This window comes from Cytobacillus sp. FSL H8-0458, from assembly GCF_038002165.1.
Lineage (GTDB): Bacteria > Bacillota > Bacilli > Bacillales > Cytobacillaceae > Cytobacillus.
The window spans coordinates 77,728-100,967 of sequence record NZ_JBBOBR010000001.1 but is presented as its reverse complement, the minus strand read 5'-3'; the positions used below and the strand labels follow the sequence as shown (position 1 = coordinate 100,967).

Sequence of the window (23,240 nt, the reverse complement as noted above, 5' to 3'; positions counted from 1 at the left end):
TACTATCGATATCTATTAAAGCTGTAAACAAATAGCTTAGCCTTTCTATTAAATCAGTACTTGTGAACCAAGTTCATTTATCTTCATATTAGTTCCATAGTAGTATCTGCAGAAAACCATTGAATACTAAAACATTCATGCACTGAAAACGTCTTTATAGTAAAATAAAAACAAGATTATTGTTTGGGGGATTCAAAATGGAAGAGCATTTTTCACATAATGACCGTCTTGGCATTCCTATACCCGCCTTTGACCGGGATTGGGATGAATATTCGCCAAAAACACAGCAGATGATCCTGTTTCAATGGGAAAAAATAAGAGGCAGAATTCCTGACCGCATTGTAGAGCTTGAAGCGGATATTAACAGGAAACAGGCTGAGCTATCAGATGAAGGCAATTTCGAAAGATCATGCAGACTAAACAGTGAAATTTCAGAGCTGGCATCCGTCATAAATGATCTGTGGCTATGGTATCGAACGAATCAGGATATTTCAGGGAAGATGCATTCATAAGAAAAACCTTTCCGCAACGGAAAGGTTTTTTGTCGTTTATAAATCTTTTCTTAGTTCCCTGACGATATGCCCGAGTTCAGGCAAAATCAGCTTATTCATCGCAAGGCGGACTGCCCCGGATGATCCCGGTGTTGAGAAAACTGCTTTATTTTGCACGGTGCCTGCAGCAGCCCGTGAAAGAATGGCCGCAGACCCGATATCTTCAGTGTAGCTCAGCATCCTGAACAATTCGCCGAATCCGTCAATTTCTTTATCAAATAATTCTCTAACCGTCTCGATCGTCACATCCCGGAGGGCGATACCTGTGCCTCCATTCGTTAGCACAGCGTCAATGCCGGGGTTGTCACAGCCTTTTAATACGGCCTCACGAATGAGAGTTCCTTCATCCTTGACGATTTCATAGTCAGCAATAAAATGTCCCGCCTCTTCGAGCAGCTGAATCATCAGCTTTCCGCTTTTATCCGTTTCTTCGTCTCTCGTATCACTTACGGTAATCACTTTACATCTGACTTTTTTAGGTGCTTCTTTTTTATGCTCGAATGTACTCATTTTGGCACAACCTTTGCTTAAAAATCATAGTTAACCTGGAGTTACTGCCGATCATTCTTTCTATGCAGATATCTCATCTGATAATATTTATGTGCAAATTCTGTTACTTTTCTTGTCAGCTGGTAATTGGTCCCTGCTCCAATGGCCATGCTGATGAAAGGAATTCCCTGAATCGATTTTCTGCGGAAAAAGTAAATAGCCATTCCTTTAAAAAGCTGCTTCATTGGCTGCTCAATCCAGGTGATATCAGTCAATTCTTCTTTTCCTTCATAAAAATAGAATTCTTCCTGATTCTTCAGCTCGTTCATTAATTCTTGCCATGCACTGCTCTGCATGCGCGGCGGCAATGTAGCAGCGTGAAATACTTTAAGAGAGCTCATCATTTCGTAGGGAGTATTAACTTCAAAGCCATAAGTCATGGCAATCAGCTGTACGGCACGAAGATTAATAACCGCCATAGCAGGAATATCTGCCCCCAGCATAAGTGAGCTGCCTGAACCGGAAATGCCACCTTGTGCAAAAGAATATAGACGATGCCGGGCAATTTGCTGTTGAGCTATGTATTGAAGCTGGTCGATATTCAATTGCTTCAGATCTTCAATCGTATCGATATCAGAATGAAATACACGTCCTGCCGTCAAAATTCGCTCTTTCGCATCCATTTGAAGCTGCGAACCTTGAATAAGCGCATGAAGATGAAACAGCCAGCTATCCATTGCCGAAAAAAATTGCTGCTGAACTTCTTCAGGCAACAGTGAAAAAGATCTTTCCAATGATTTATCATAAACCATCTCCAAATCATTTGGCTCATAACTCAACAGCTTGTTTTCCCACTCCTGAATACCTGCCAAAACGCTTTCTTCCCGTTCGTTCAATGGCATCGCAATTCCTCCCAAAAACATTTTTTCTTGGACTCAGTATAGCATAAGTTGGATGGGGAATTCTCCTTCCGGCTGATGGGCAATTAATCCGATAAAAAAAGACAAGAGCGTTACGCCCTTGCCTTGTTATAGATACTATTTTGCCAATCTCACAACATCACGTGCGATCATAACTTCCTCATTTGTCGGGATAATCATGACTTTAACTGGTGAATGAGGGTAATTGATGAATGCTTCTTCACCGCGCACTTTGTTTAATGCAGGATCCCAGTATACGCCCATGAATTCCAGTCCCTGAAGAACGCGTTCACGGATGACATCACTATTTTCACCGATTCCAGCTGTGAAAATGATAGCATCAACACCATACATGCGGGAAGCATAGGATCCGATATATTTATGGATTCTGTTTGCGAAAACTTCAAGAGCCAATTCTGCTCTTTCATTTCCTTCGACAGCTTGAATTTCAATGTCGCGAAGATCACTGGAGAAGCCGGAAACACCAAGCATACCGCTCTTTTTATTAAGAACATCAAGAACTTCATCTGCGTTCAAGCCTGTCTTTTCCATAATGAATGGAATAAGAGCAGGGTCAAGGTTACCTGATCGCGTACCCATTGTAACACCCGCTAATGGAGTGAATCCCATTGATGTATCGATTGACTTTCCGCCTTCAATAGCTGTAATGCTTGCTCCATTTCCTAAGTGACAGGAGATGAGGCGCAGCTGATCAAGCGGACGGCCAAGCATTTCGGCTGCACGCTCAGAAACATATTTATGTGAGGTTCCATGGAATCCGTACTTGCGAATGCCATATTTCTCATAATACTCATATGGCAAGCTATATAGGAAAGAGCTTTCAGGCATCGTCTGATGAAACGCAGTATCAAATACTGCAACTGCAGGCACATTTGGAAGAACCTGCTGGAATGCCTTGATTCCCGTAATATTAGCAGGGTTGTGAAGGGGTGCAAGCTCAGATAGTTCATCTATTTTTGCAAGCACTTCATCCGTAATGACTACAGAATCATTGAAAGCTTCGCCGCCGTGAACAACGCGATGGCCAATGCCTTCGATTTCATCAAGAGATTTAATGATCCCAAGGTTTGTTAATTTGTCCAGCAGAATTTTAACTGCAATTGCATGATCAGGAATATCTGTTACTTCCTTGATTTTTTCGCCATTTGCAGTAATATTGAAAACTGCGTTATCCAGCCCAATACGCTCGATTAACCCTTTTGTAATAACTTCTTCACTCGGCATGTCAAAAAGTTGAAATTTTAATGAAGAACTGCCGGCATTAATTGCTATGATTTTTGCCATAAAGCTACCGCTCCTTTGGAAGATGTTCAAAGGGACTGATCTGTCTCTTTAAACCCATACTTTTATATAACAATGTGTGATACGTCGATTTAAAGTCATACAACTTTATTTTGTGCATCGGCCACAATTAATATCTCTCAATTTTCCATTTAAACACTGTATGCAATACATTTCAAGAAGGACCTTGCAATGGTATCGTTTTCATGTTAAATTAAATATTTTCTGATACTTCCTTATATTTATTCATTTAAAAAAGAAGCCGGCAAAATGCAGCTTCTTTTCGTTTATCCTTATTTGCTTTCTTTAAACCAGACATCGATTTTCTTGAGGATTTTTTCGGCCTCTGCTGTTTTGGATAAGCTTGGCAAGTTGACCAGGAGAGCCTGTTTAGGGGGAGTGACTCCTTCCCCTTTCTTTTGAAGGATGAAGATGCTTTTGGCCGCTTTTTCATTTTTGAACATAGTGAGCGGCAGCTGTATCAATCCTTGAATATAGGCATTTTCCTTAATGAATTCATGCAGCTTAGGAGCCTGGTCACTTTCGAAAATACCATTTGGAATGATAAAAAATAAATAGCCGCCAGATCTCACATGATTCATGCTCTGCTCAATAAATAAGTGATGAGAATAGGAATGCCCCTCATCCGCTTTTAGCTTATACTCAGCTGAACGTACATCATTCGGATAATATCCGATAGGCAGATCACTTACTACGGCATCAGCAGATTCTATAAACAGCGGTTCAAGGCTATCCTGGTTGAAGAATTGAATGGGGTGCTCCTGCAAATTGGCATTTATATAAGCAAGCTTGATCAATAAGTCATCAATCTCAATCCCGGTTGCCTCAATCACTTTACCGCTTTGGTGATTCATAACAGTAGTCAATAAATTTCCTGTTCCTACTGCAGGATCCAGCAGGCGGAATCTTTTTTCCTGAATGAACTTTTCGACAAGATACCCCATCAGCATTCCCACTGCATCAGGAGTCATCTGATGATTGGGCTGTACATTTTCTTTCATGCCTTTTAATATAGCAAGCTGAAAGGATTTTCTGATTTCTTCTTTTGTGCAGCTGCTTAAGTCAATGGATTCATAACTCTTCCTGAGCCTTTTAACTGTTAATTCACTGAGCTCATCCTGAAGAATACTTTCATGAAATAAATTCTCTCCTGTTTCAGCAAGAGCTTCTAAGTATGTACAATGCAGTTCTTCCTGCATAATTACAGCCGTTTCGTTTAAAATCGTAAATAAATCCTCAACCGGAGTTATTTTCACAGCATATTCCTCCCGTCCTTATTCTTTTTCCTATTTTAACGGGCTTTTGGTTCATTCACAAGTTTGGTGCTGAGGAACGAAAAAAACAAAGCCCCGGAACAAATCCGGAGCTTCCAATTTTCTATATTATTTCGCTTGTTTAGCAGCTTCCACTGCTGCTTCATAATTTGGATGATCTGTTGCTTCACTTACATATTCCGCATATGTCACAGTGTCGTTCGAATCGACAACAAAAACGGCACGAGCCAATAGACGAAGTTCCTGGATGGCTACCCCATAAGCTTCTCCGAAAGACAGATCGCGGTGATCGGAAACAGTTTGAACATTTTCAATGCCTGCTGCTGCACACCAGCGCTTTTGAGCAAACGGAAGATCTACGCTTACAGTAAGAATTTTAACATTATCAAGCTTGGAAGCTTCTTCGTTAAAACGGCGTGTCTGTGCATCACAAACGCCCGTGTCGATAGAAGGAACTACGCTGATTAGACGTACTTGTCCTTTTGAATCAGCTAGTGTAACTTCAGAAAGATCATTTGCCAGGACCTTGAATTCAGGAGCTTTATCTCCTGCTTTTACTTCATTGCCCAGCAATGTTACAGGATTTCCTTTGAACGTAATTGATGCCATTTAAATCGTCCTCCTTAATCACTTATGTACAGTGTAAATCATATCTTTTCAGAATCTTTTTTGCAATTATTAAGGTTACATTCCAAGAAAAAAGTTAACTCTCCATAGGAAAGTTAACTTCCTTCTCCTCTTAGATATCAAGATCCTGTTTAGGTCCGTTGTACTCATCACTGTTTTCCTGCTGATTCTGGCCTTGCTGGCTGCCGGACCCGTTTTCTTTCTTATTAAACATCTGCTGAATTTTATCAACTGCCTGCGGGGCAAGGTCAAGAATTTTCTCATACAAATGAGTGCTTTCATCGAGATGAACCATTTTTACCCCGTGGGAATTGACAATCAAAAAGGCGATTGGTGTGATGGAGACACCGCCTCCGCTGCCGCCGCCAAACGGGTGGCCCTTTTCCTCGCCTGATTGTCCATCAAGCATAAATTCGCTTCCTCCTGCCGCAAAGCCAAAGCCAACCTTTGAAACGGTTAAAATTACACTGCCATCTGGGGTTTCTACTGGATCCCCGATTATGGTGTTAACATCAATCATTTCTTTCAGGTTTTCCATGGCAGTTGTCATAAGCCCTTGAATAGGATGGTCAGACATTCATTGCTCCTCCTCTTTTAGACAGTTTTAGTACCATCATCAGATAAGGCAGATAGCGGCTTAGTCCTGAAGTCCGGCCGTCCGCCTTTCCAATATTTGATCAGTTTAATTCCTGCTAACATAGCATGCCCGACACGAAAGTGAATCATACATGAAATGGCTGTTTGTGAAACGGAAAATTGAAAATGGGGAGTAACAGTGATTCTGGGAGGAGTTTTCAGTTTCATATAATGACTTATTAATCCTAGAATGCTCCCTTTTATCGCCCAGAGAGCCCCGGTGATCATCCCCGTATGGGCTGCATCCCCAAGGCCTGCAAAAGTATGCCATTCAAGATTCCGGATGGTTACATGCTTTAAAAATTTCCGTATTATTTTGTGGAGAGACACAATATGATTAATTATAGCTTTCGTGTCATGCAGACTATTAAGAAAATCAGTCGCGGAGTATTGCTTAGTATCTTTGCCAGAAGTATTTTCCTGTGGCCCTGCAGCCGTCTTTTCCTTTACGACAATCGTTGGCGAGTTATCATCAACCTTTATCAGCGGGACTTCAATTTTGTATCTGATCAGCCCGAACCAGGCTTTCAATTGGATTTTCAAATGATCATTATCATTTCCATGGTAAAAATGAAAATATATCTTTAGTTTTGTTATCATAACTAAAATTAAAAGAAGTATGAGGGCAATTACGGCAATCAGGAGCCACTTCACTTTTTTCACACCCTTTCAGCTTTGTATTATGCCCAACTAAATAAAAATAAACCTGCCACCAGACGGTGACAGGCTTCCACATTAAATGACTTGTTCATTTTGCCTTTCGTGAACAACAGAGGTATCTGCAAAAAGATCATGCAGTCCCTGTTTCTTTGGCAGGAAGGCTACAATCACATACCCCACAAAAATGGTCGCTGATATAAAACGGCCGATCCATTCACGGAACAAAATTGTGCCCCATGTCAGCTTTTCTCCTTTAAGATCTACTACTCGTAAACCAAATACCATTTTCCCGAGCGTCTGGCCAAAAAACTTTGTCATCAGCACAAAATAGGCGTAAAACGTAATGGCAGTTGCTATGGAAATCGGAGCAAACAAACTGCTTTCATGCAGAGGAATATCCAATGCTCTGAAAATAGGATTGATCAATATCCGGTCTACACTGCCTACCACAGCCAAATCTAAAAGATAAGCCCAAAATCTCATCCAGAAACCGGCAAACCTGATGGGTGCCGAAACTTTTGGAATGGGGAGGGTTTCTGCCTGTGTGACCGTTTCCTTACCAGCCGGATCTGCTTCATCATAGGCTGAATCGACCCCGTCTTCATCCTGCTTTAAATCAGGATGGACAAGCTCTCTTTCATTCGGATCATTTGAAGTCATCTTTTCTCCCCCTCCTTATTCAGCATAAAGATACATTAAACGCGGTGAGTTTGGCTGTGATAGCAACTTCATCACTCCTGCCATTTCCAGGTCATCACCCATGATTTTTCGCGCTCCCATGCTGAACATGGAGCCGAACCCGAAATTCTCGGTATACTTTACAACCTGAGCACCATTTAATTTATGGTCTTTCTTTATTTGTTCAATAACATCATCGTCATAGCCAAAACCATCAATCAGATTCAGTTCTTTCGCCTGACGCCCGTCATAAATGCGGCCGTCCGCAATTTCCTTCACCTGTGACTCAGTTAATCCGCGGCCTTCCGAAATAACTTTAACAAATCCCTCGTATGAATTATTAATCATGGATTGAAGGATTTTTCTTTCCTCATCCGTCATCTCCCTGGTAGGGCTCATGATATCTTTATATGGACCGCTCTTTATCGTAACGAACTCGACACCATATTTTTCAGCAAGCCCCGCATAATTATAGCCCTGCATGATAACACCCAGAGAACCGGTCAATGTCTCGGGACTTGCAAAAATTTTGTCAGCCGGAGCAGATATATAATAGCCTCCTGATGCAGCCATAGATCCCATTGATATGTATACCGGCTTCTTTGTTTCTTTTTGAATTTCAATAATCTTATCATGTATTTCGGCGCTTTCCACTACCCCTCCGCCTGGAGAATTAACCTTTATGACAATCGCCTTTACTGTACTGTCTTCTTTTACATAGTCAAGATTATCCATGAATCCTTTGTGATTATATCCCGGGCTTGCAAATAAAGAAGCTGCATCACCCGTATCCTGAATCACTCCATTTACATCGAGCACGGCAATCTTTTTCTGTGCATTTCCCTCTTCAATGACTTCTTCCAAGAATGCTTCATTGCCTCCTGCAAACAGTTCATTTACCGAGCTTTCAAAATCTGTAAATGCAAATGCAGTCACAAAATTCAGCACAACGGAAAATACAAACAAACCTGCTGCTATTCCCAATGCAGCCCAACGTTTTCCATTCATTAAGAAAATCCTCCTTTTAAAATGCTCTCTCCTAACATAACCAGCTGCCTTGTTTGACTGATTATGATTTTCAGAAACCTATTTGTCACATATTCTTCATACGTATAAAACTTTAAAAATGTTTCAAAAAAAGGTAAACTGAACTCAACAACCATAATCATAGCAAAATTTGAATTATTTGGGAAAGAATATCATCAAGACATTTCCCCCTGATTTTTCATAACTTTCTTACTGCTTGGAGGAATGAATATGCCTGAAAGACGCAATATATACTTTTATCACAAAAAAGATGAAGAAACGATGGAAAAAGTAGCACCTCTTTACAGCCTGGCTGAGGAGCATGCCTTTACGATCGTCAATGACTTCAAAAAGGCCAATATCATTGTAAGCATAGGGGGAGACGGAACGTTTTTGCAGTCTGTCCGTAAAACCGGCTATAGAGATGATTGTTTATATGCAGGAATTTCAACAACTGGAAGCCTGAGCCTGTACTGTGATTTCCACCTTGATGATACAGACAAGATGGTGGAGGCAATGACAAATGAACAAGTCGAAGTAAGACGCTATCCCACTATTGATGTTACAGTTGATGACCAGACATCCTTTCAGTGCTTAAATGAATTCAGCATCCGATCTGCCATTATTAAGACATTTGTAATCGATGTCTTTATCGATGATTTCCATTTTGAAACTTTCCGCGGGGACGGAATGATTGTTGCCACTCCAACCGGAAGCACAGCCTATAATAAGTCAGTAAATGGAGCCGTTGTTGACCCGCTGCTGCCATGCATGCAGGTGAGCGAACTCGCTTCATTGAATAATAACCGCTATCGTACACTTGGATCCTCTTTTATACTGAGCGGAAACCGGCAGCTGACTCTCAAAGTGGTTCAAGATGGCAATGACCATCCTACAATGGGAATGGATAATGAAGCCTTAAGCATTCAGCATGTTGAAAAGATTGATATAAAACTAAGCAGCAAAATTATTAAGACCGTAAAACTGAAGGACAACTCCTTCTGGGAAAAAGTGAAGAGGACATTTTTATAAAAGGCTGTTTTCGCAAGGTTTGTTACTCTTTGTATATTATTTTACTGAGTTGATTGGAGCGGAAGGTGCGAGACCCTCGAAAATGCTATCGCATTTTCTTCGTGCGATGTTTTTTCGGGGAAGCTTATTCAACGTCCTGCGGGAGTAGCGGGACAAGTGAGACCCCGCAGACGCGCAAGCGTCTAGGAGGCTCACCGCCCGCCCCGCGTTTCGCTGAGCAGCCTGGAGCGGAAATCAACGGACAACATTGATAGGGAAAACAACAATTTATAAGAAAATAAAAAAAGAGTTTCGCATGCTGGTGCGAAACTCTTTTTTCTATATGCCAATACCTTTTCCGCGCTTTAGTTTTGTTTCCCAATGGGTAAAAAGTTTTGTCCTCGAAACAGAGTAAATCGTTAAAGCCAGCCAGATAAACATAAAGGAAAGCATGTGAAGTTTTGTAAAGTGCTCATGATAAACAAAGATTCCCAGAATCAGCGTAATTGTCGGCGCAATATACTGCAGAAAGCCAAGCATGGACATCGGTATCCTTTGAGCTCCTTTGGCAAAGTACAAGAGCGGCACTGCTGTGGCAGCTCCTGCCCCAATAAGGAGCAAGTCCGTGCTGATCGAAACATCCAGAAAAGCCTGCTTATCATTGATAAAAAGCATCACCATATAAATAAATGCGAGCGGAGTCACTACTAATGTTTCCAGCGTTAAGCCAATAGCCGAATCCACTTTTATAAGCTTTTTGGCAAGCCCGTATAGACCAAAGGATAATGCGAGAACAATGGCTATCCAGGGGAACCGCCCATAGCTGACAGTCAAAATCATAACTCCGGCAAACGCAAACCCAAAAGATACATATTGCGCAGGTGATAGTTTCTCTTTAAAAACCAGCATGCCCAGAATCACACTTACGAGCGGATTAATATAATAGCCGAGACTGGCCTCAATCATCTGATCGGTATTGACCGCCCAAATATATAAAAACCAGTTGGTGCTGATCAGAATGGAGGCAATCACAAGGGCGAAAAGCTGCTTTTTGTTTGTTTTAAATCCTTTAAGTGTTGCAGCAAAAGCATTCCACTTTTTTGAGACCAGCAAAATAATCAGCATAAAGAAGAATGACCAAAGAATCCTGTTAGCCAAAATTTCATCTGCCTGTACGTGGTCCACCAATTTCCAATAAACGGGTAAAACCCCCCATAAAAAGTACGCAACCCCTGCGTATAGAGCTCCCATTTGCACTTCATTATTTTTCATTGCATTTCCTCAATTCTTTCTAGTATCGAAATATTTATATTATAAGTCTGCCTTAAAAAGGTTTGCAATCATTTTTTCCTGCCAAAAAGAATGCCAGGTCCCTATTGGATAGGCACCTGACATTTTTGTTTATCTTTCGTATACTATTTTTCCGTCAATTACAGTTTTATTTACGGTAACGGCTGCAATTTGTCCTATTGGCATTTTAAAAATATCTTCATTTAAAATAGTGAAATCTGCCAGATACCCTTCTCTTATGACACCTCTATCATTTTCATGGGAGGCAGCATATGCACTGCCTTTAGTGAATAAACATACTGCTTCATACACAGATAATGCCTCACTTGGATAATAGACCGTGTTATGCGGGTCATCTATGTTTGTTCTGGTAACAGCTGCATGAATTCCAAGAAATGGATTAGCCGGCTCAATCGGTGCGTCAGAGCCCCCTGCACAATGTACTCCTTCTTTCAGCAGTGTCTTCCATGCGTAGCAATATTCCATATTTTCTTCACCAATACGGTCGATCACCCAAGGAAAGTCGGAGGCTGTAAATCTCGGCTGAATATCAAGGATTAAAGGCAGTTTTTTAGCCCTTTCAATAAGCTCCTTGCGCAATATTTGAGCATGAATCAGTCTGTCTCTCCCAAGTCCTTCCAATGGATGCTTTTCTATTGCATTTAATGCCATTTCAAATGCCAAATCTCCAATCGTATGGATGGCAACTGGCATTTCATGTTTGCGGGCTTTCTCCACTAAAGCATCAAGCTGCTCCTGTGAGAAAATAGCAACTCCCGAAGTGGATGGATCATCTGCATAAGGATGGCTTAGTAAAGCCGTCCTTCCCCCCAAAGCTCCATCGGCAAATATCTTCATAGCACCAAACTCTATATGTCTACTTCCCGCTAAAAATCCTCCGCCTGATTCCTTCATTTCATCCGCAACTTCATGATGAACCAGCAGATGTGCCCGGAAAGAAAGACCTTCCTCCTCAATTACCTGCTTGAAGGCCTGATAGGTCTGAGTGAACCCTCCATAATAATTGAGATCCTCAGTATGCCCTCCTGTCAATCCGAGTTTATAGGCGTCATTAATGGCAGCGTGAAGCGCCTTCCTTAAATAGCCTTCTGAGACAGCAGGCATCACATTGTATAAAAGCTCTTGGGCCTGATCCTTCAAAAGTCCATTTAGTTTTCCAAGTTCATCTTTTTCAATTACTCCTCCTGGAGGACATTCAGTATCTTCAGTAATATTTGCTTTGGATAATCCAAGAGAATTGACTGCAAGAGCATGTCTGCACACACGTTTCAGCATAACAGGGTGATCGGGAACAAATTGGTCCAGCTCAGAAGCATATATAGGCTCCGGCTGATCCCATAAATTTTCATTCCAGCCTTCCCCAATGACCCACTCTCCCTCTTCTATAGTCTCAGAAAATTGCTTAACAGCCTGAAGAACTTCCTGCTTTGATGTGTGCTCAGATAAGTCGAGCCTTATCAGCCTTTCTCCATGCCCGATGAGATGCATATGGCTATCCACAAATCCCGGCAGCATGGTGCTTCCCTGCAGATCGATCTCCTTTTGAATCTCTTCTTTATACTTATCCCTTAAATCTCCCAAGGAGCCAATTTCAATAATTTGGCTGCCTTCTGTAAAAACGGCCTCTATTTGATGGCCTTCCTGCTGAAGGGTATATATCGACCCCCCGTGCCATAGCGTTCCCATATAATCTTTTCTCCTTTAATAAGTAAAAGTTCACATTTACCATAGTATAACAAAAATACAGGCGGAATTCCGCCTGTATTTTTCAAAGCATTCAGTTTTGCGCTGAAGCAGTTTCCGCTTCTTTTTTCCGCAATTCCACACGCATGATTTTTCCAGAAGTCGTTTTTGGCAGCTCAGACAAAAACTCAATTTTCCGAGGATATTTATAAGGAGCTGTCAGCTCTTTTACATGCTCCTGCAGCTGGGAAACAATGGTGGGATCGTTTTGGTCGACACCCTCCCTTAATACAACAAATGCTTTAACGATCGATCCGCGCACTTCATCAGGACTTCCTACAACTGCACATTCTGCTACATACGGATGCTTTACAAGTGCGTCTTCCACCTCGAATGGTCCGATCGTATAGCCAGAGCTGATAATAATATCATCACCGCGGCCTTCAAACCAGAAATAGCCATCTTCATCTTTCTTTGCTTTATCTCCGGTAATATAGTAATCACCGCGGAATTGCATAGCAGTTCTTTCCGGGTCTTTATAATAATTTTTAAAGAGTGCAGGAGTTTCTATATGGACAGCAATATCTCCTGTCTCACCCACAGCACATACTTCACCGTCTTCATTTATAATGTCGACTCTGTTGCCTGGAGTCGGTTTGCCCATTGAGCCTGCTTTTAGCTGCATATCCTTTGTAATGCCGACAAGCAGGGTATTTTCTGTCTGTCCATACCCATCACGGACATTCACGTTAAAATGCTTCTTAAATGTATCAATCACTTCCCGGTTGAGCGGTTCACCCGCCGAAACAGCACTATGAAGGGCAGGCAGCTTGTATTCATGAATATTGTCAGCCTTTGCCATCAGCCTGTATTCAGTCGGTGTGCAGCAAAGGACATTTACCTGATAATCTTCTAATAGCTGCAAGTATTTTTTCGGCTCAAACTTTCCATTGTAGACAACTCCGGTGGCACCAGAACCCAGAACGGAAAGAAACGGGCTCCAGATCCACTTTTGCCAGCCGGGGCCAGCAGTTGCCCATACTGTATCACCTTCATTAATGCATAACCAGTTCGGTGCTGCTGTTTTTAGGTGAGCAAATGCCCAGCCATGTGTATGTACTACACCTTTAGGGTTTCCGGTTGTTCCAGATGTATATGAAAGAAATGCCATGTCATCCTGGGAAGTTTCAGCCAATGAAAGTTCCGGTGAAGCCTGTTTCATTTCCTCGTCCAGACCGATCCAGCCATCTGCATTTCCGCCTATCACAAATTTTGGCAGGACTTCTGCTTCCTTAATATCTTTAAATTGGTCAACATATGGATAATAACTTACGATAGCTTTAACATCGCCATGATTAATGCGGTATTGCAGATCTTTCGAACGAAGCATTTCTGAACTTGGTATAACAACAATTCCCGCTTTTAGTGATGCAATGTAAACCTGATAAGCTTCAATCAGTCTTGGAACAATGATAAGAATAACATCCCCCTTATTCAAACCATTTTCCAAGAAAACGTTTCCAATTTTGTTTGCATTGTGAATCAGTTCATTGTATGTAATCTCTTTCTTTTCTCCACGCTCATTTTCCCACTTAATTGCAAGTTTGTCCTTATTTCCGGCAAACCGCTCCATTTCTGATACGAGATTGTACTTCTCCGGTGCGATTAAGTCTTCCCGTTTCATCGAATCTCCCCCTGACAATGTCTTTTTCCGGTGTATAAACATGGCTGTATATTCTATAGAAATTATTATACTAAATTATTCTAAAATTTAAAATTATTTATTTTTTGAAAGTATTTTTTGCATAAAAATAAGGAGCAGGAATGATTCCTGCTCCTTGTAGCCATATTATTTAATTATCTTTGGAAACCGCCTAATTGCTGTTCAGCCATTTGAACTAAACGCTTAGTGATTTCTCCACCTACAGAACCGTTAGCGCGAGAAGTAGTTTCAGCACCAAGGTTTACACCGAATTCAGTAGCGATTTCGTACTTCATTTGGTCAAGAGCTTGTTGTACTCCAGGAACTAGAAGTTGGTTTGAGCTGTTGTTGTTTGCCATGTGATTTTCACCTCCTTGTGAGTATAGAATGTGTAGAATCACATGGCCATATACACTAATTAATTGGTAATTGTTGTATTATTTTTTTGAAGTTCAAAGGCTGTTTTAGCATTTAGATGAAGCCCGTTGATTTGCCGCTGCGGTCACTTGCTTTCCGCGGGGAGGAACAGAGCTCCTCGGCTTCGCCTGCGGGGTCTCCCGTTCCCTCTCCTCCCGCAGGAGCAAGCGCCCTCCGCTACAATCATCTCAGCAAAATAAAGCCTTTATCCATATACCACTTTAAACATTATCCCGAATGTAAATTAAAATAACTCCCCAAAAGAGTCTTCATTGCGCAATTGAGGTTTAATAACCAGCTTTTCGGTATCCTCAACTGCTTTTGCGATAAGAGGTTCAAAGTCAACAAAGCTTTCAAAGCGGCGGACTTTTTCGCGTTTTGGTTTTGTTTTCGGTGATGAAGGAACAAAAACGGTACAGCAATCTTCAAATGGCCTGATCGATATATCGTGCGTATCGATGGTTTGGGCAATGTCGATGATTTCTGATTTATCCGTTGTGATCAGCGGCCGCAGAATAGGTGTTGTCGTGACATCGTTAATGGCAAACATGCTCTCAAGTGTCTGGCTTGCTACCTGTCCAAGGCTTTCCCCGGTGATAATGGCCAGGCCATCGTTTTTATCGCGGATTTCATCAGTGATCCGGAGCATTAATCTTCTTGTTGTTGTCATCGTATAATTCGAAGGAACCTGCTGATGGATCTGCTGCTGGATTTCAGTAAATGGGACAATATGGAGAACAACAGTTCCAGCAATATTCGCAAGCTTTTCTGTCAAATCAATTACTTTTTGCTTTGCACGCTCACTCGTGAAAGGCGGGCTGTGAAAATGGACAGCTTCAATTTCCAATCCTCTCTTCATGGATAAGTAACCTGCTACCGGGCTGTCAATTCCCCCGGAGAGCATAAGCATGGCTTTTCCGCTCGAACCTGCAGGAAGGCCGCCAGCCCCCTCAATCGTTTCGCATGATAAGTAAGCCGCTTCTTCACGGACTTCAATCTGCAGATTGATATCCGGTTTTTTTACGTTCACTTTTAGACCCTGTACATTCTTCAGGAGGTGTCCGCCAAATTCATGATTAAGTTCGTCAGTATTTAAAGGAAAGCTTTTATCGGCTCTCTTAGCCGTAATCTTGAAAGTCTTTCCTTCATTAAAATGTTTTAAAAACAATGCCAATGCTGCTGCTTTCATTTCTTCGATATCTTTATTGACTTTCACAGCGGGACTAAATGACTGAATGCCAAAGATGCCTTTAAGGCGATCAGCAACCTCTCTGCCATCAGCACCATTCAAAACAACGTACATTCGGTCTCTTGTAGATTCTATCTTGATGCCGGGAAATTCATTCAGCACATCGTATATGCTTTTTCTTAGTTTATCGACAAACTTATTGCGGTTTCTGCCTTTTGTGGAGATTTCTCCATATCGTATAAGTATACGGTCATAATTTATCATGGTTTCATAACCTCTCTTAGCCTAATAACGGTCTCTTTTGCCGCCTGTATAAAAATCTCTGCCTCTTCCTTCGTATTATCATAAGACAAACTGACACGGACTGCACTTTTTGCATCCATTTCAGGAATTCCCATAGCCAACAGGGTACTGCTGGCAGCAGATTTCTTCGAAGAGCAGGCACTTGTAGTTGAAATGAAAATTCCGTGCTCTTCTAAAGCGTGGACAAATACCTCTGCTTTGAATCCTTTTATGGAGAAATTGACGATGTGAGGAGCAGAATTTTTTTCAGGGGTATGAACTGTAATGCCCTCAATTCTTCCTATCTCCTCCATAATATAGGTTTTGATGGATGTAAGCCGGCTTAAATGTCTTTCCATATTATTCATCGTAAGCCTTAGTGCCTTTGCCATCGCTACAATTCCAGCTACATTTTCTGTGCCGCTTCTCATTTTCCATTCCTGATTGCCCCCGGATAGCAACGGCGAAAGACGAAGTCCCTCACGAATGAACAAAACTCCATTCCCCTTCAAACCGTGGAATTTATGAGCAGAAATCGTACACAAATCTACGCTCGACTGATAAAGGTCAAGAGGAACTTTGCCGATTCCCTGGACATGGTCTACATGGAATATGACCCGCGCATGTTTCTTCAGCATCGCACCTATTTCATTTATTGGCTGAATGGAACCAATTTCATTATTTACGTGCATAACAGACACTAAAACAGTTTCCTGTGTAATTTCCTTTTCAATGTCTTCAGCATGGATAATACCTTTACTGTCCGGTTCAATGACGGTAATTCGATAGCCCAATTCTTTCAGCTGATCTGCAGTCTCCCTTACAGAAGCATGTTCCAGGCCGGTGGTGATAATATGGCTGCCTCTTTTCCTATGCATTAATGCAGTTCCTTTTATAGCAAGGTTATTGCTTTCTGTCCCTCCGGATGTGAAATATACTTCGTTGTTCTTAACATTCAACAATTGGGCAATTTGCTCACGCGCCTGCATCAGCAGCCTCTCTGCCTTACCTCCAAATTCGTGCAGGGAAGAGGGATTCCCAAAGTATTCTGAAGAAACCTTTATATAAGAATCAAGCACTTCTTTATATGGTTTAGTTGTAGCACTGTTATCTAAATAAATCACGGTCTTCTCCTTTCCTTTCCGATAACCCTATAGCCAACTTTAAATCATATCATAACCACTGAAGATTGGAAATTGTAATTGAAGCTTTTTAACCAAATAATCAATTCTTTACTATTTAAATTAAGCAAGTTTGAACAGTTTAACCAAATGAATAGATTAATTTTCAAGTGGAAAGCTGATATTATTGTAATTTGAGCACAGTACATTTCAATTTTATTATTATAAAATACTAAATATTGAGACTTCGTATTTTTTCGACATTTTTTTTAGTTCCTGTGCTAATATGAAAATGTTCTAAACATTATGATATGGAACTATTTCAGGAGGATATATATGGAGAATAAAACATTGGCACCAAAACAAATTCTCGCCGTCGGACTCATGTTATTTGCTCTATTCTTTGGGGCAGGAAATATGATTTTTCCTCCCTTCCTGGGACAAGCTGCCGGCACAAGTGTATGGACTGCTATTATTGGATTTTTAATTACAGGGGTTGGATTGCCGCTTCTAGGTATTATCGCCATTGCCAAAAATGGTGATTTACAGACAATTGCAAGCCGCGTTCACCCTTTATACGGAATTATTTTTACTATTATTATGTACTTAGCCATTGGACCATTTTTCGGAATCCCGCGTACAGGGACAGTTGCTTATGAAATTGGGGTTACTCCGTTCTTATCTGAAACCGCTTCCAATAGTACTTTTTCGCTATTGATTTATACCATTGCTTTTTTTGGCATCACAGCCTGGCTTTCTCTCAATCCATCGAAATTAGTGGATAGAATCGGCAATATTTTTACACCTGCCTTGCTCATTATTCTTGCTGTTCTGGTTATAAAAAGCATTATTACTCCTATGGGCGAACTGCAGGCGCCAGAGGGGGCATATGCAGAGGGGCCGTTCTTTAAAGGCTTCATTGAAGGTTACCTGACGATGGATACAATTGCAGCTCTGGTATTCGGTATTATCGTTATCAGTTCAATACAGGGTATGGGTGTGACAAATAAACACTCACTTATGAAAATTTGCATTACTGCCGGACTGATAGCTGCTGCCGGTCTTGCGGCGGTATATTTATCTCTTGCATATATCGGTGCAACAAGTACGGAAGCTATAGGTGAATTCGATAATGGCGGCGCCATCCTATCTGCCGCTTCTCAATATCTATTTGGATCTGCGGGAGCAGTGATCCTGGGGCTGGCCATAACGGTAGCATGCCTGACAACCTCAATCGGTCTCGTTTCCGCTTGTGCGCAATACTTTCATAAACTGCTCCCAAAAATATCCTATAAAACCATTGTAATCATCCTTTCACTGTTCAGTATGGTGGTTGCAAACATTGGTTTAACTCAGCTGATTCAGCTTTCATTGCCAATTTTGATCATAATTTATCCGCTGGCCATTGTACTGATATCGCTATCCTTTATGCACAATGCCTTTAATGGCTACTCTGTCGTATATATTGGAGCATTAATTCCAACAGGATTAATTAGTTTTGTGGATGGCCTAAAAACAGCTGGAATGGATGTATCCTTTATCACAGACTCACTTCAATTCCTCCCATTTTTTGCTGAGGGTATCGGCTGGATTGTGCCTGCCATAGCAGGGGCTGTTATAGGCTACTTCCTGGCAATTGCAGTTGGGGAGTCAAAAAAAACAATTGCTGGCAACGAATAATAAAGTGAAACTTCAATCAGCAGGGAGTGCTTTTCTCCCCGCTGATTGTTAGTTGAACCAATCGGGCCTTTACGGGCAGTTTGACTGCGATAAAGAAGCTCCATGCGCCCGCTTATCGGCGTATGGAGCCAGACAGATTCCTTTTTAAAAAAAACAGATCCGATAATCGGATCTGTTTTTTTTTATTGTTCAGTTATTAATTCTTCAATTCTCTTGATTGCGCCCGGATCGACTTCTTCAATTGAAGAGGCAGCCTGCTCCAATGCTTTTTTATATTCATAGCTTCTGAATGAGGCCTCTGCTTCTCTTAATCCATTATCAATAGATGGATAACTGCTTCTGTATCGGTTGCCATATTGGATGACCTTCTCAGCGAGAAGGATCGTCTCAATCATATCACTCACAGAATCAGCAGCCTTATCAACAGTCAGCACCGCAACTTCAAGATATTGCTGGACCGAAGGAATATTCAATGGTTTTTCATCGAGCTTAGCCAGCACATTATCTATGCTTTCTTTCGCATCCTGGATCAAGTATTTATATTCCTGGGAAACTCCTGGCACGTTGTTTTTGGTGATAAGCCTTATTGTTTCAGCCACTTTCTTGCTTAATTCTTTTACTTTTTCCCTTGCAGACATTTCGTCTTTTCGTAAAGCCTGAAGCTTTTCGGCAAAGGCTGTCTGCTCATCTGAAATCTCCTCAATGTGTTCCTTGACTTCCGCAAGCTCTTCTCTTAGAACTGTATGGGGAGTACTCTGGCTCTTAATCTTATGCTCCAGCACTTCGAATTTTTTGAACAGCCCGCTTATTTTTTTCTCCAGGTGGATTTGAATTTCAAGGTCCTTTTCTGGAACATGATAGCTATTCCGGACAGCAGCTATCTCAGTCTTTAGCTGGTTGTTCATATCACGGTTATTATAAAGCATGGTTCTCGTTGCCTCATCCTGCTGGCTTAAGTAATGTCTGGCATGTACTTCCTTTTCGAGCAGATCATACAGATGTTCAATATTATCTTTAATCTCTTCGACTCCTGTTTGAACTTCCTCGATTTGTGCTTGATCAATGGAGCCGGCATATCCATTTACTTGTTCTTCAAGCCTCTCAATTTCTTTATCTATTTGCAGGTGATCAAGCAGATAGCCCTGCTCCAGCATTTCCTTGTACCCATCTCTCAACTCTTCCAGCTCGGAAGGAATCTTGGATTGACAGTCAACCATCAGGCTTGGTATAGCTTCCATTTTGGCTTGTGAATCCTCAATAAGCGCTTTGATTATAAGAAGGATTTCACGTGCTTCAAGGTAATTGCCCTTTTCGGTTTTGTCATCGAACTCTTCAAATTTGGCCAATGCTTCATCCAGCTGTTCTTCAAGAATTTTTTCGGATTTTCCGAATGTATGGCGGTGTGCAAGAAGAGACTTTTTGCATTGGCGGTACATTTCTTTCAATTCTTCAATTTCCGCTCGATTTTTCTCTTCACTGCCTACCAGCTCATTCAATTCAGTAAGCAGATTTTTGATGTTTTCTTCTATCTCGGTTAATCTTTTTTCTATTCTCCCCTGAATTTCCTGGGAATTTTTAAAGCGGTATTTATCTATGCTCTCTTCAGCATCAAATAACAATTCTTCCACATCCGGAAGCTGTGATGTAACTATTTCATCCCATTCATTTCTCCAGCGTTCAAACAATTCCTCTGTCTGCCCCGTCATATTCAGCTTTTTAACTCTAGACATTTCATCTAGAACAGGGCGGTCCGTTATGTCCATCTTCCATGTTTCCAGCCTGTCAATTTCTTTGTAATGTTTTTTCTTTAAAAAATATCCGGTGAGATATAGGCATAAAAGAATGACTATAGCTCCAATTATGTATTCCATTTTAAAGCCCCCTGTTCTGTTCCCGAGCCAGTATGTATATTTAAAGTTTTTATTTAATAGCGTGAGGCGTTTCTTTATTTTCACATGTTATTTTCAATGCTTTTATGATACCATGTAAACGACATTTTTTGACTATTTATTTCATTTTTTTATGAATTTCTTCTTTAATATCTCACCTAAAATGCTATTTTCGAAAAATAACTATAGCATCTGTATTTTTAAATGGCTTTTTTCAAGGTTCTTTTCGTATAAATTGTTGTTTTTGCCTTTCAATGTTGTCCGTTGATTGCTGCTCCAGGATGCTCAGCAAACCGCGGGGCGGGCGGTGAGCCTCCTCAACGCTCCGCGTCTGCGGGGTCTCACCTGTCCCCCTACTCCCGCAGGACGTTGAATAAGCTTCCCCGAAAAAACATCGCACGAAGAAAATGCGATAGCATTTTCGAGGATCTCGCACCTTCCGCTGCAATCAACTCAGAAAATAATATACAAAAAGCAACTGAAAACCGCCTTTTTAATTGAACTATATGAACTGTTCAAATACAAACAATTCGCTTTTTATAAATGATTTCCTTCTTTATTTAGGAGATATATAAAAAAGAGACTTGAGTACTGCATCAATTAAACCATTGCAGAAAGGAAGCTCTTGATATGCTAAAAGACGGACACATCCACACACCCTATTGCCCGCATGGAACAAAGGATTCATTGGAAGATTATGTTGAAAAAGCAATAAGTCTGGGTCTAAAGGAGATCTCTTTTACTGAACATGCTCCGCTCCCTGAGGGCTTTGAGGACCCGGCACCTGCCCGGGACAGTGCGATGAGCAAAGAGAATCTTGAAACATATTTTACTGATATTTCAAGAATAAAAGCTGCTTATCAAGGAAGAATCAGGATTAATGCGGGGCTTGAAGTGGATTACATTGAAGGCTTTGAACGGGAGATCAGAGATTTCCTCGATAAAAACGGAAAGTATTTGGATGATTCTATTTTATCTGTACATTTTCTAAAGCACGGGGGCCGCTACGAATGCCTGGATTACAGCCCGGATGTTTTTGCAAAGATGATAGAAGAATACGGTTCTATTGAAGCGGTTTATTTGAATTACTTCCGCACCTTGCTCCTATCAATAAAAGCAGATTTAGGGCCGTTTAAACCAAAAAGGGTTGGGCATATCACCCTGGTGAAAAAATTCCAAAAAAAATATCCCGCTGATCGGGAATTTAGAGAGGAACTAAACCAAATACTTGATGAGGTGCATATTCAAGGCTATGAACTCGACTATAACGGAGCCGGTTTCGCCAAGCCGTTATGCAAAGAGTCCTATCCTCCCGATTGGGCTGCAGAAGCAGCGGCCAAAAAAGGCATTACACTGGTTTATGGGTCCGATTCCCATCAGGCAAAGGACATGGGTCAGGGCCTCGATAGAATGAAACACCTTAAATGATTAGAGTACAGCAGCATATGATTTTCCGGCATGATTGCACAGGACTCCATCAACCCAATTGAATATTTCTTTCGTATATTTATCCGCGAAATATTTTTCATGAGGAAATACATGGAGAACTTCAGACATATAATGTGTGTTCAGAAATGGCATGGACAGGAGTCCTTTCAGCTGGATAATAATATAATTGGCTGAATGGATACGGAACTCTTTTGTTTTCATGCCCCTTTCAAGCACCCTGCCAAAATAAAATTTTTCCTTTGCTAAATACGTGGACATGATTTCCCTTACTACCTGTGAATCTATTGAAATTTCCCGGAGTATCAATCTTGTTAAATGGCTATGTTCAAATTGATAAACCATGATATTTTGCGCCATTTTTTTCAGGCTCAGGGCCGCCCCCTGCTCAAGAAATGAAAACCCCTTCTCTATCTCCTGAATATACCCTTCAAAAAACGCAGTAAAGCAATATTCCAGCAGCCCGTGTTTGTTATCGAAATAGTATGCAATATTCGCTGGATTCGTCTGAGCTTTGCCTGCAATATCACGGATGGAAGTCCCTGAAAAACCCTTCGTATTAAATAAGGAGATAGCGGCAGACACAATTGCCTCTTTTGAATTTTTTTTCAAAGTTCCCGCCTCGCTTTCTTTTGTTAAGTCTCGAATTAACACTAATGAGCAAATTCAACTATGGCTTGTTAAAACGGATTTGTTGTGATAATTAAACATTCTTGCTAAAATCGTCTTATCCTTTTTTAAGTTCTCGACAATGTCCTACTAATTTCCTGTTCTTCTGCCAGGAAATTCATTTATCTTTGAGAAAGCAAGGTGATTTGTGATGTTTAGTGTCGAATCATACAAGGGAACCCGTGAAGAAAATTATCAATTATTGATTAAACAGCTCTCTGCTCTTCTTGCAGGAGAAACGAACAGCATTGCCAATTTAAGCAATGCATCAGCACTTCTTAATCAATTCCTGGAACGCACCAACTGGGTAGGGTTTTACCTGATGGAAGAAGGCGAGCTTGTTCTCGGTCCTTTTCAGGGCCTGCCTGCATGTGTAAGAATTCCCCTTGGCAAGGGCGTGTGCGGAACAGCTGCAGAGCAAATGGAAACTGTCCGTGTTGAAGATGTCCATCAATTCCCTGGACATATCGCCTGTGACGCTGCTTCACAGTCCGAAATCGTCATTCCGCTTGTGAAAGATGGCGAGCTTCTCGGTTTGCTGGATATTGATTCCCCAGAAAAAAACCGATTTGATGAACTTGACCAGAAATACCTGGAAGACTTCTCAGAGGTGCTTGTATCCTTCCTGTAAATGATTTCAAAAGAAAGAGATGGCC

22 protein-coding genes are annotated in these 23,240 nt (G+C 41.3%); 5 read left to right on the top strand and 17 right to left on the bottom strand.

Going from position 1 to position 23,240, the window contains the following annotated elements:
* Window positions 1–197: 197 nt before the first annotated feature.
* Window positions 198–512, top strand: coding sequence for a hypothetical protein (locus tag NYE23_RS00445; RefSeq protein WP_341074764.1), 315 nt, complete (start codon window positions 198–200; stop codon window positions 510–512).
* Between the two features lie 36 nt (window positions 513–548).
* Here NYE23_RS00445 and NYE23_RS00440 read toward each other — a convergent pair whose 3' ends face one another.
* The 9 genes from NYE23_RS00440 to sppA form a co-directional block, all read right to left on the bottom strand.
* Window positions 549–1,061, bottom strand: coding sequence for a MogA/MoaB family molybdenum cofactor biosynthesis protein (locus NYE23_RS00440; protein ID WP_341074763.1), 513 nt, complete (start codon window positions 1,059–1,061; stop codon window positions 549–551).
* Window positions 1,062–1,102: 41 nt separating this feature from the next.
* Window positions 1,103–1,942: an EcsC family protein gene (locus tag NYE23_RS00435; protein WP_341074762.1), complete on the bottom strand. Its 840-nt coding sequence runs from the start codon at window positions 1,940–1,942 to the stop codon at window positions 1,103–1,105.
* Between the two features lie 135 nt (window positions 1,943–2,077).
* A complete protein-coding gene (locus tag NYE23_RS00430) occupies window positions 2,078–3,265 on the bottom strand; it encodes an acetate kinase (RefSeq protein WP_341074761.1) in 1,188 nt (395 codons plus the stop codon).
* Window positions 3,266–3,555: 290 nt separating this feature from the next.
* Window positions 3,556–4,539, bottom strand: a complete 984-nt coding sequence (locus tag NYE23_RS00425) for a class I SAM-dependent methyltransferase (RefSeq protein WP_341074760.1) — start codon at window positions 4,537–4,539, stop codon at window positions 3,556–3,558.
* Window positions 4,540–4,665: 126 nt separating this feature from the next.
* A complete protein-coding gene (gene tpx, locus NYE23_RS00420; RefSeq protein WP_076260759.1) occupies window positions 4,666–5,166 on the bottom strand; it encodes a thiol peroxidase in 501 nt (166 codons plus the stop codon).
* Between the two features lie 130 nt (window positions 5,167–5,296).
* Window positions 5,297–5,761: a GerW family sporulation protein gene (gene ytfJ, locus NYE23_RS00415; protein ID WP_341074759.1), complete on the bottom strand. Its 465-nt coding sequence runs from the start codon at window positions 5,759–5,761 to the stop codon at window positions 5,297–5,299.
* A gap of 17 nt (window positions 5,762–5,778) precedes the next feature.
* On the bottom strand, window positions 5,779–6,474 hold the full coding sequence (locus tag NYE23_RS00410; RefSeq protein WP_341080555.1) for a DUF2953 domain-containing protein: 696 nt from the start codon (window positions 6,472–6,474) through the stop codon (window positions 5,779–5,781).
* A gap of 81 nt (window positions 6,475–6,555) precedes the next feature.
* Complete coding sequence (locus NYE23_RS00405) at window positions 6,556–7,140, bottom strand: RDD family protein (RefSeq protein ID WP_341074757.1); 585 nt, start codon at window positions 7,138–7,140, stop codon at window positions 6,556–6,558.
* 15 nt (window positions 7,141–7,155) lie between these two features.
* Window positions 7,156–8,166: a signal peptide peptidase SppA gene (sppA, locus tag NYE23_RS00400; RefSeq protein ID WP_341074755.1), complete on the bottom strand. Its 1,011-nt coding sequence runs from the start codon at window positions 8,164–8,166 to the stop codon at window positions 7,156–7,158.
* A gap of 249 nt (window positions 8,167–8,415) precedes the next feature.
* Between sppA and NYE23_RS00395 the strand changes: the two genes are divergently transcribed.
* Window positions 8,416–9,216, top strand: coding sequence for an NAD kinase (locus tag NYE23_RS00395; RefSeq protein ID WP_341074754.1), 801 nt, complete (start codon window positions 8,416–8,418; stop codon window positions 9,214–9,216).
* A 318-nt stretch (window positions 9,217–9,534) separates the two neighbouring features.
* Here NYE23_RS00395 and rarD read toward each other — a convergent pair whose 3' ends face one another.
* From rarD to NYE23_RS00365, 6 genes are all read right to left on the bottom strand, one after another.
* Window positions 9,535–10,467 (bottom strand): EamA family transporter RarD, encoded by a 933-nt coding sequence (gene rarD, locus NYE23_RS00390; RefSeq protein WP_341074753.1) that lies wholly within the window; start codon window positions 10,465–10,467, stop codon window positions 9,535–9,537.
* Window positions 10,468–10,596: 129 nt separating this feature from the next.
* Window positions 10,597–12,192, bottom strand: coding sequence for an amidohydrolase (locus NYE23_RS00385; RefSeq protein ID WP_341074752.1), 1,596 nt, complete (start codon window positions 12,190–12,192; stop codon window positions 10,597–10,599).
* Window positions 12,193–12,283: 91 nt separating this feature from the next.
* Window positions 12,284–13,873 (bottom strand): acyl-CoA synthetase MbcS, encoded by a 1,590-nt coding sequence (mbcS, locus tag NYE23_RS00380; protein ID WP_341074751.1) that lies wholly within the window; start codon window positions 13,871–13,873, stop codon window positions 12,284–12,286.
* 173 nt (window positions 13,874–14,046) lie between these two features.
* Complete coding sequence (locus tag NYE23_RS00375; protein WP_035330326.1) at window positions 14,047–14,250, bottom strand: alpha/beta-type small acid-soluble spore protein; 204 nt, start codon at window positions 14,248–14,250, stop codon at window positions 14,047–14,049.
* A 302-nt stretch (window positions 14,251–14,552) separates the two neighbouring features.
* Window positions 14,553–15,761, bottom strand: coding sequence for a tRNA uracil 4-sulfurtransferase ThiI (gene thiI, locus NYE23_RS00370; RefSeq protein ID WP_445662576.1), 1,209 nt, complete (start codon window positions 15,759–15,761; stop codon window positions 14,553–14,555).
* On the bottom strand, window positions 15,758–16,903 hold the full coding sequence (locus tag NYE23_RS00365) for a cysteine desulfurase family protein (protein ID WP_341074750.1): 1,146 nt from the start codon (window positions 16,901–16,903) through the stop codon (window positions 15,758–15,760). The genes thiI and NYE23_RS00365 overlap by 4 nt, the downstream gene beginning before the upstream one ends.
* 333 nt (window positions 16,904–17,236) lie before the next feature.
* Between NYE23_RS00365 and brnQ the strand changes: the two genes are divergently transcribed.
* The gene (brnQ, locus tag NYE23_RS00360) at window positions 17,237–18,580 is read left to right on the top strand and encodes a branched-chain amino acid transport system II carrier protein (protein ID WP_341074748.1); all 1,344 of its coding nucleotides are present in this window, start codon (window positions 17,237–17,239) and stop codon (window positions 18,578–18,580) included.
* Window positions 18,581–18,762: 182 nt separating this feature from the next.
* Here brnQ and ezrA read toward each other — a convergent pair whose 3' ends face one another.
* Window positions 18,763–20,451: a septation ring formation regulator EzrA gene (gene ezrA, locus NYE23_RS00355; protein ID WP_341074746.1), complete on the bottom strand. Its 1,689-nt coding sequence runs from the start codon at window positions 20,449–20,451 to the stop codon at window positions 18,763–18,765.
* Between the two features lie 648 nt (window positions 20,452–21,099).
* Here ezrA and hisJ point away from each other — a divergent pair.
* Window positions 21,100–21,897: a histidinol-phosphatase HisJ gene (gene hisJ, locus NYE23_RS00350; protein WP_341074745.1), complete on the top strand. Its 798-nt coding sequence runs from the start codon at window positions 21,100–21,102 to the stop codon at window positions 21,895–21,897.
* Here the strand turns inward: hisJ and refZ are convergent, their stop codons facing one another.
* A complete protein-coding gene (gene refZ / locus NYE23_RS00345; protein ID WP_341074742.1) occupies window positions 21,898–22,527 on the bottom strand; it encodes a forespore capture DNA-binding protein RefZ in 630 nt (209 codons plus the stop codon). It abuts the gene before it with no gap.
* A gap of 208 nt (window positions 22,528–22,735) precedes the next feature.
* Between refZ and NYE23_RS00340 the strand changes: the two genes are divergently transcribed.
* Window positions 22,736–23,215: a GAF domain-containing protein gene (locus tag NYE23_RS00340; RefSeq protein ID WP_341074740.1), complete on the top strand. Its 480-nt coding sequence runs from the start codon at window positions 22,736–22,738 to the stop codon at window positions 23,213–23,215.
* Window positions 23,216–23,240 lie beyond the last annotated feature (25 nt).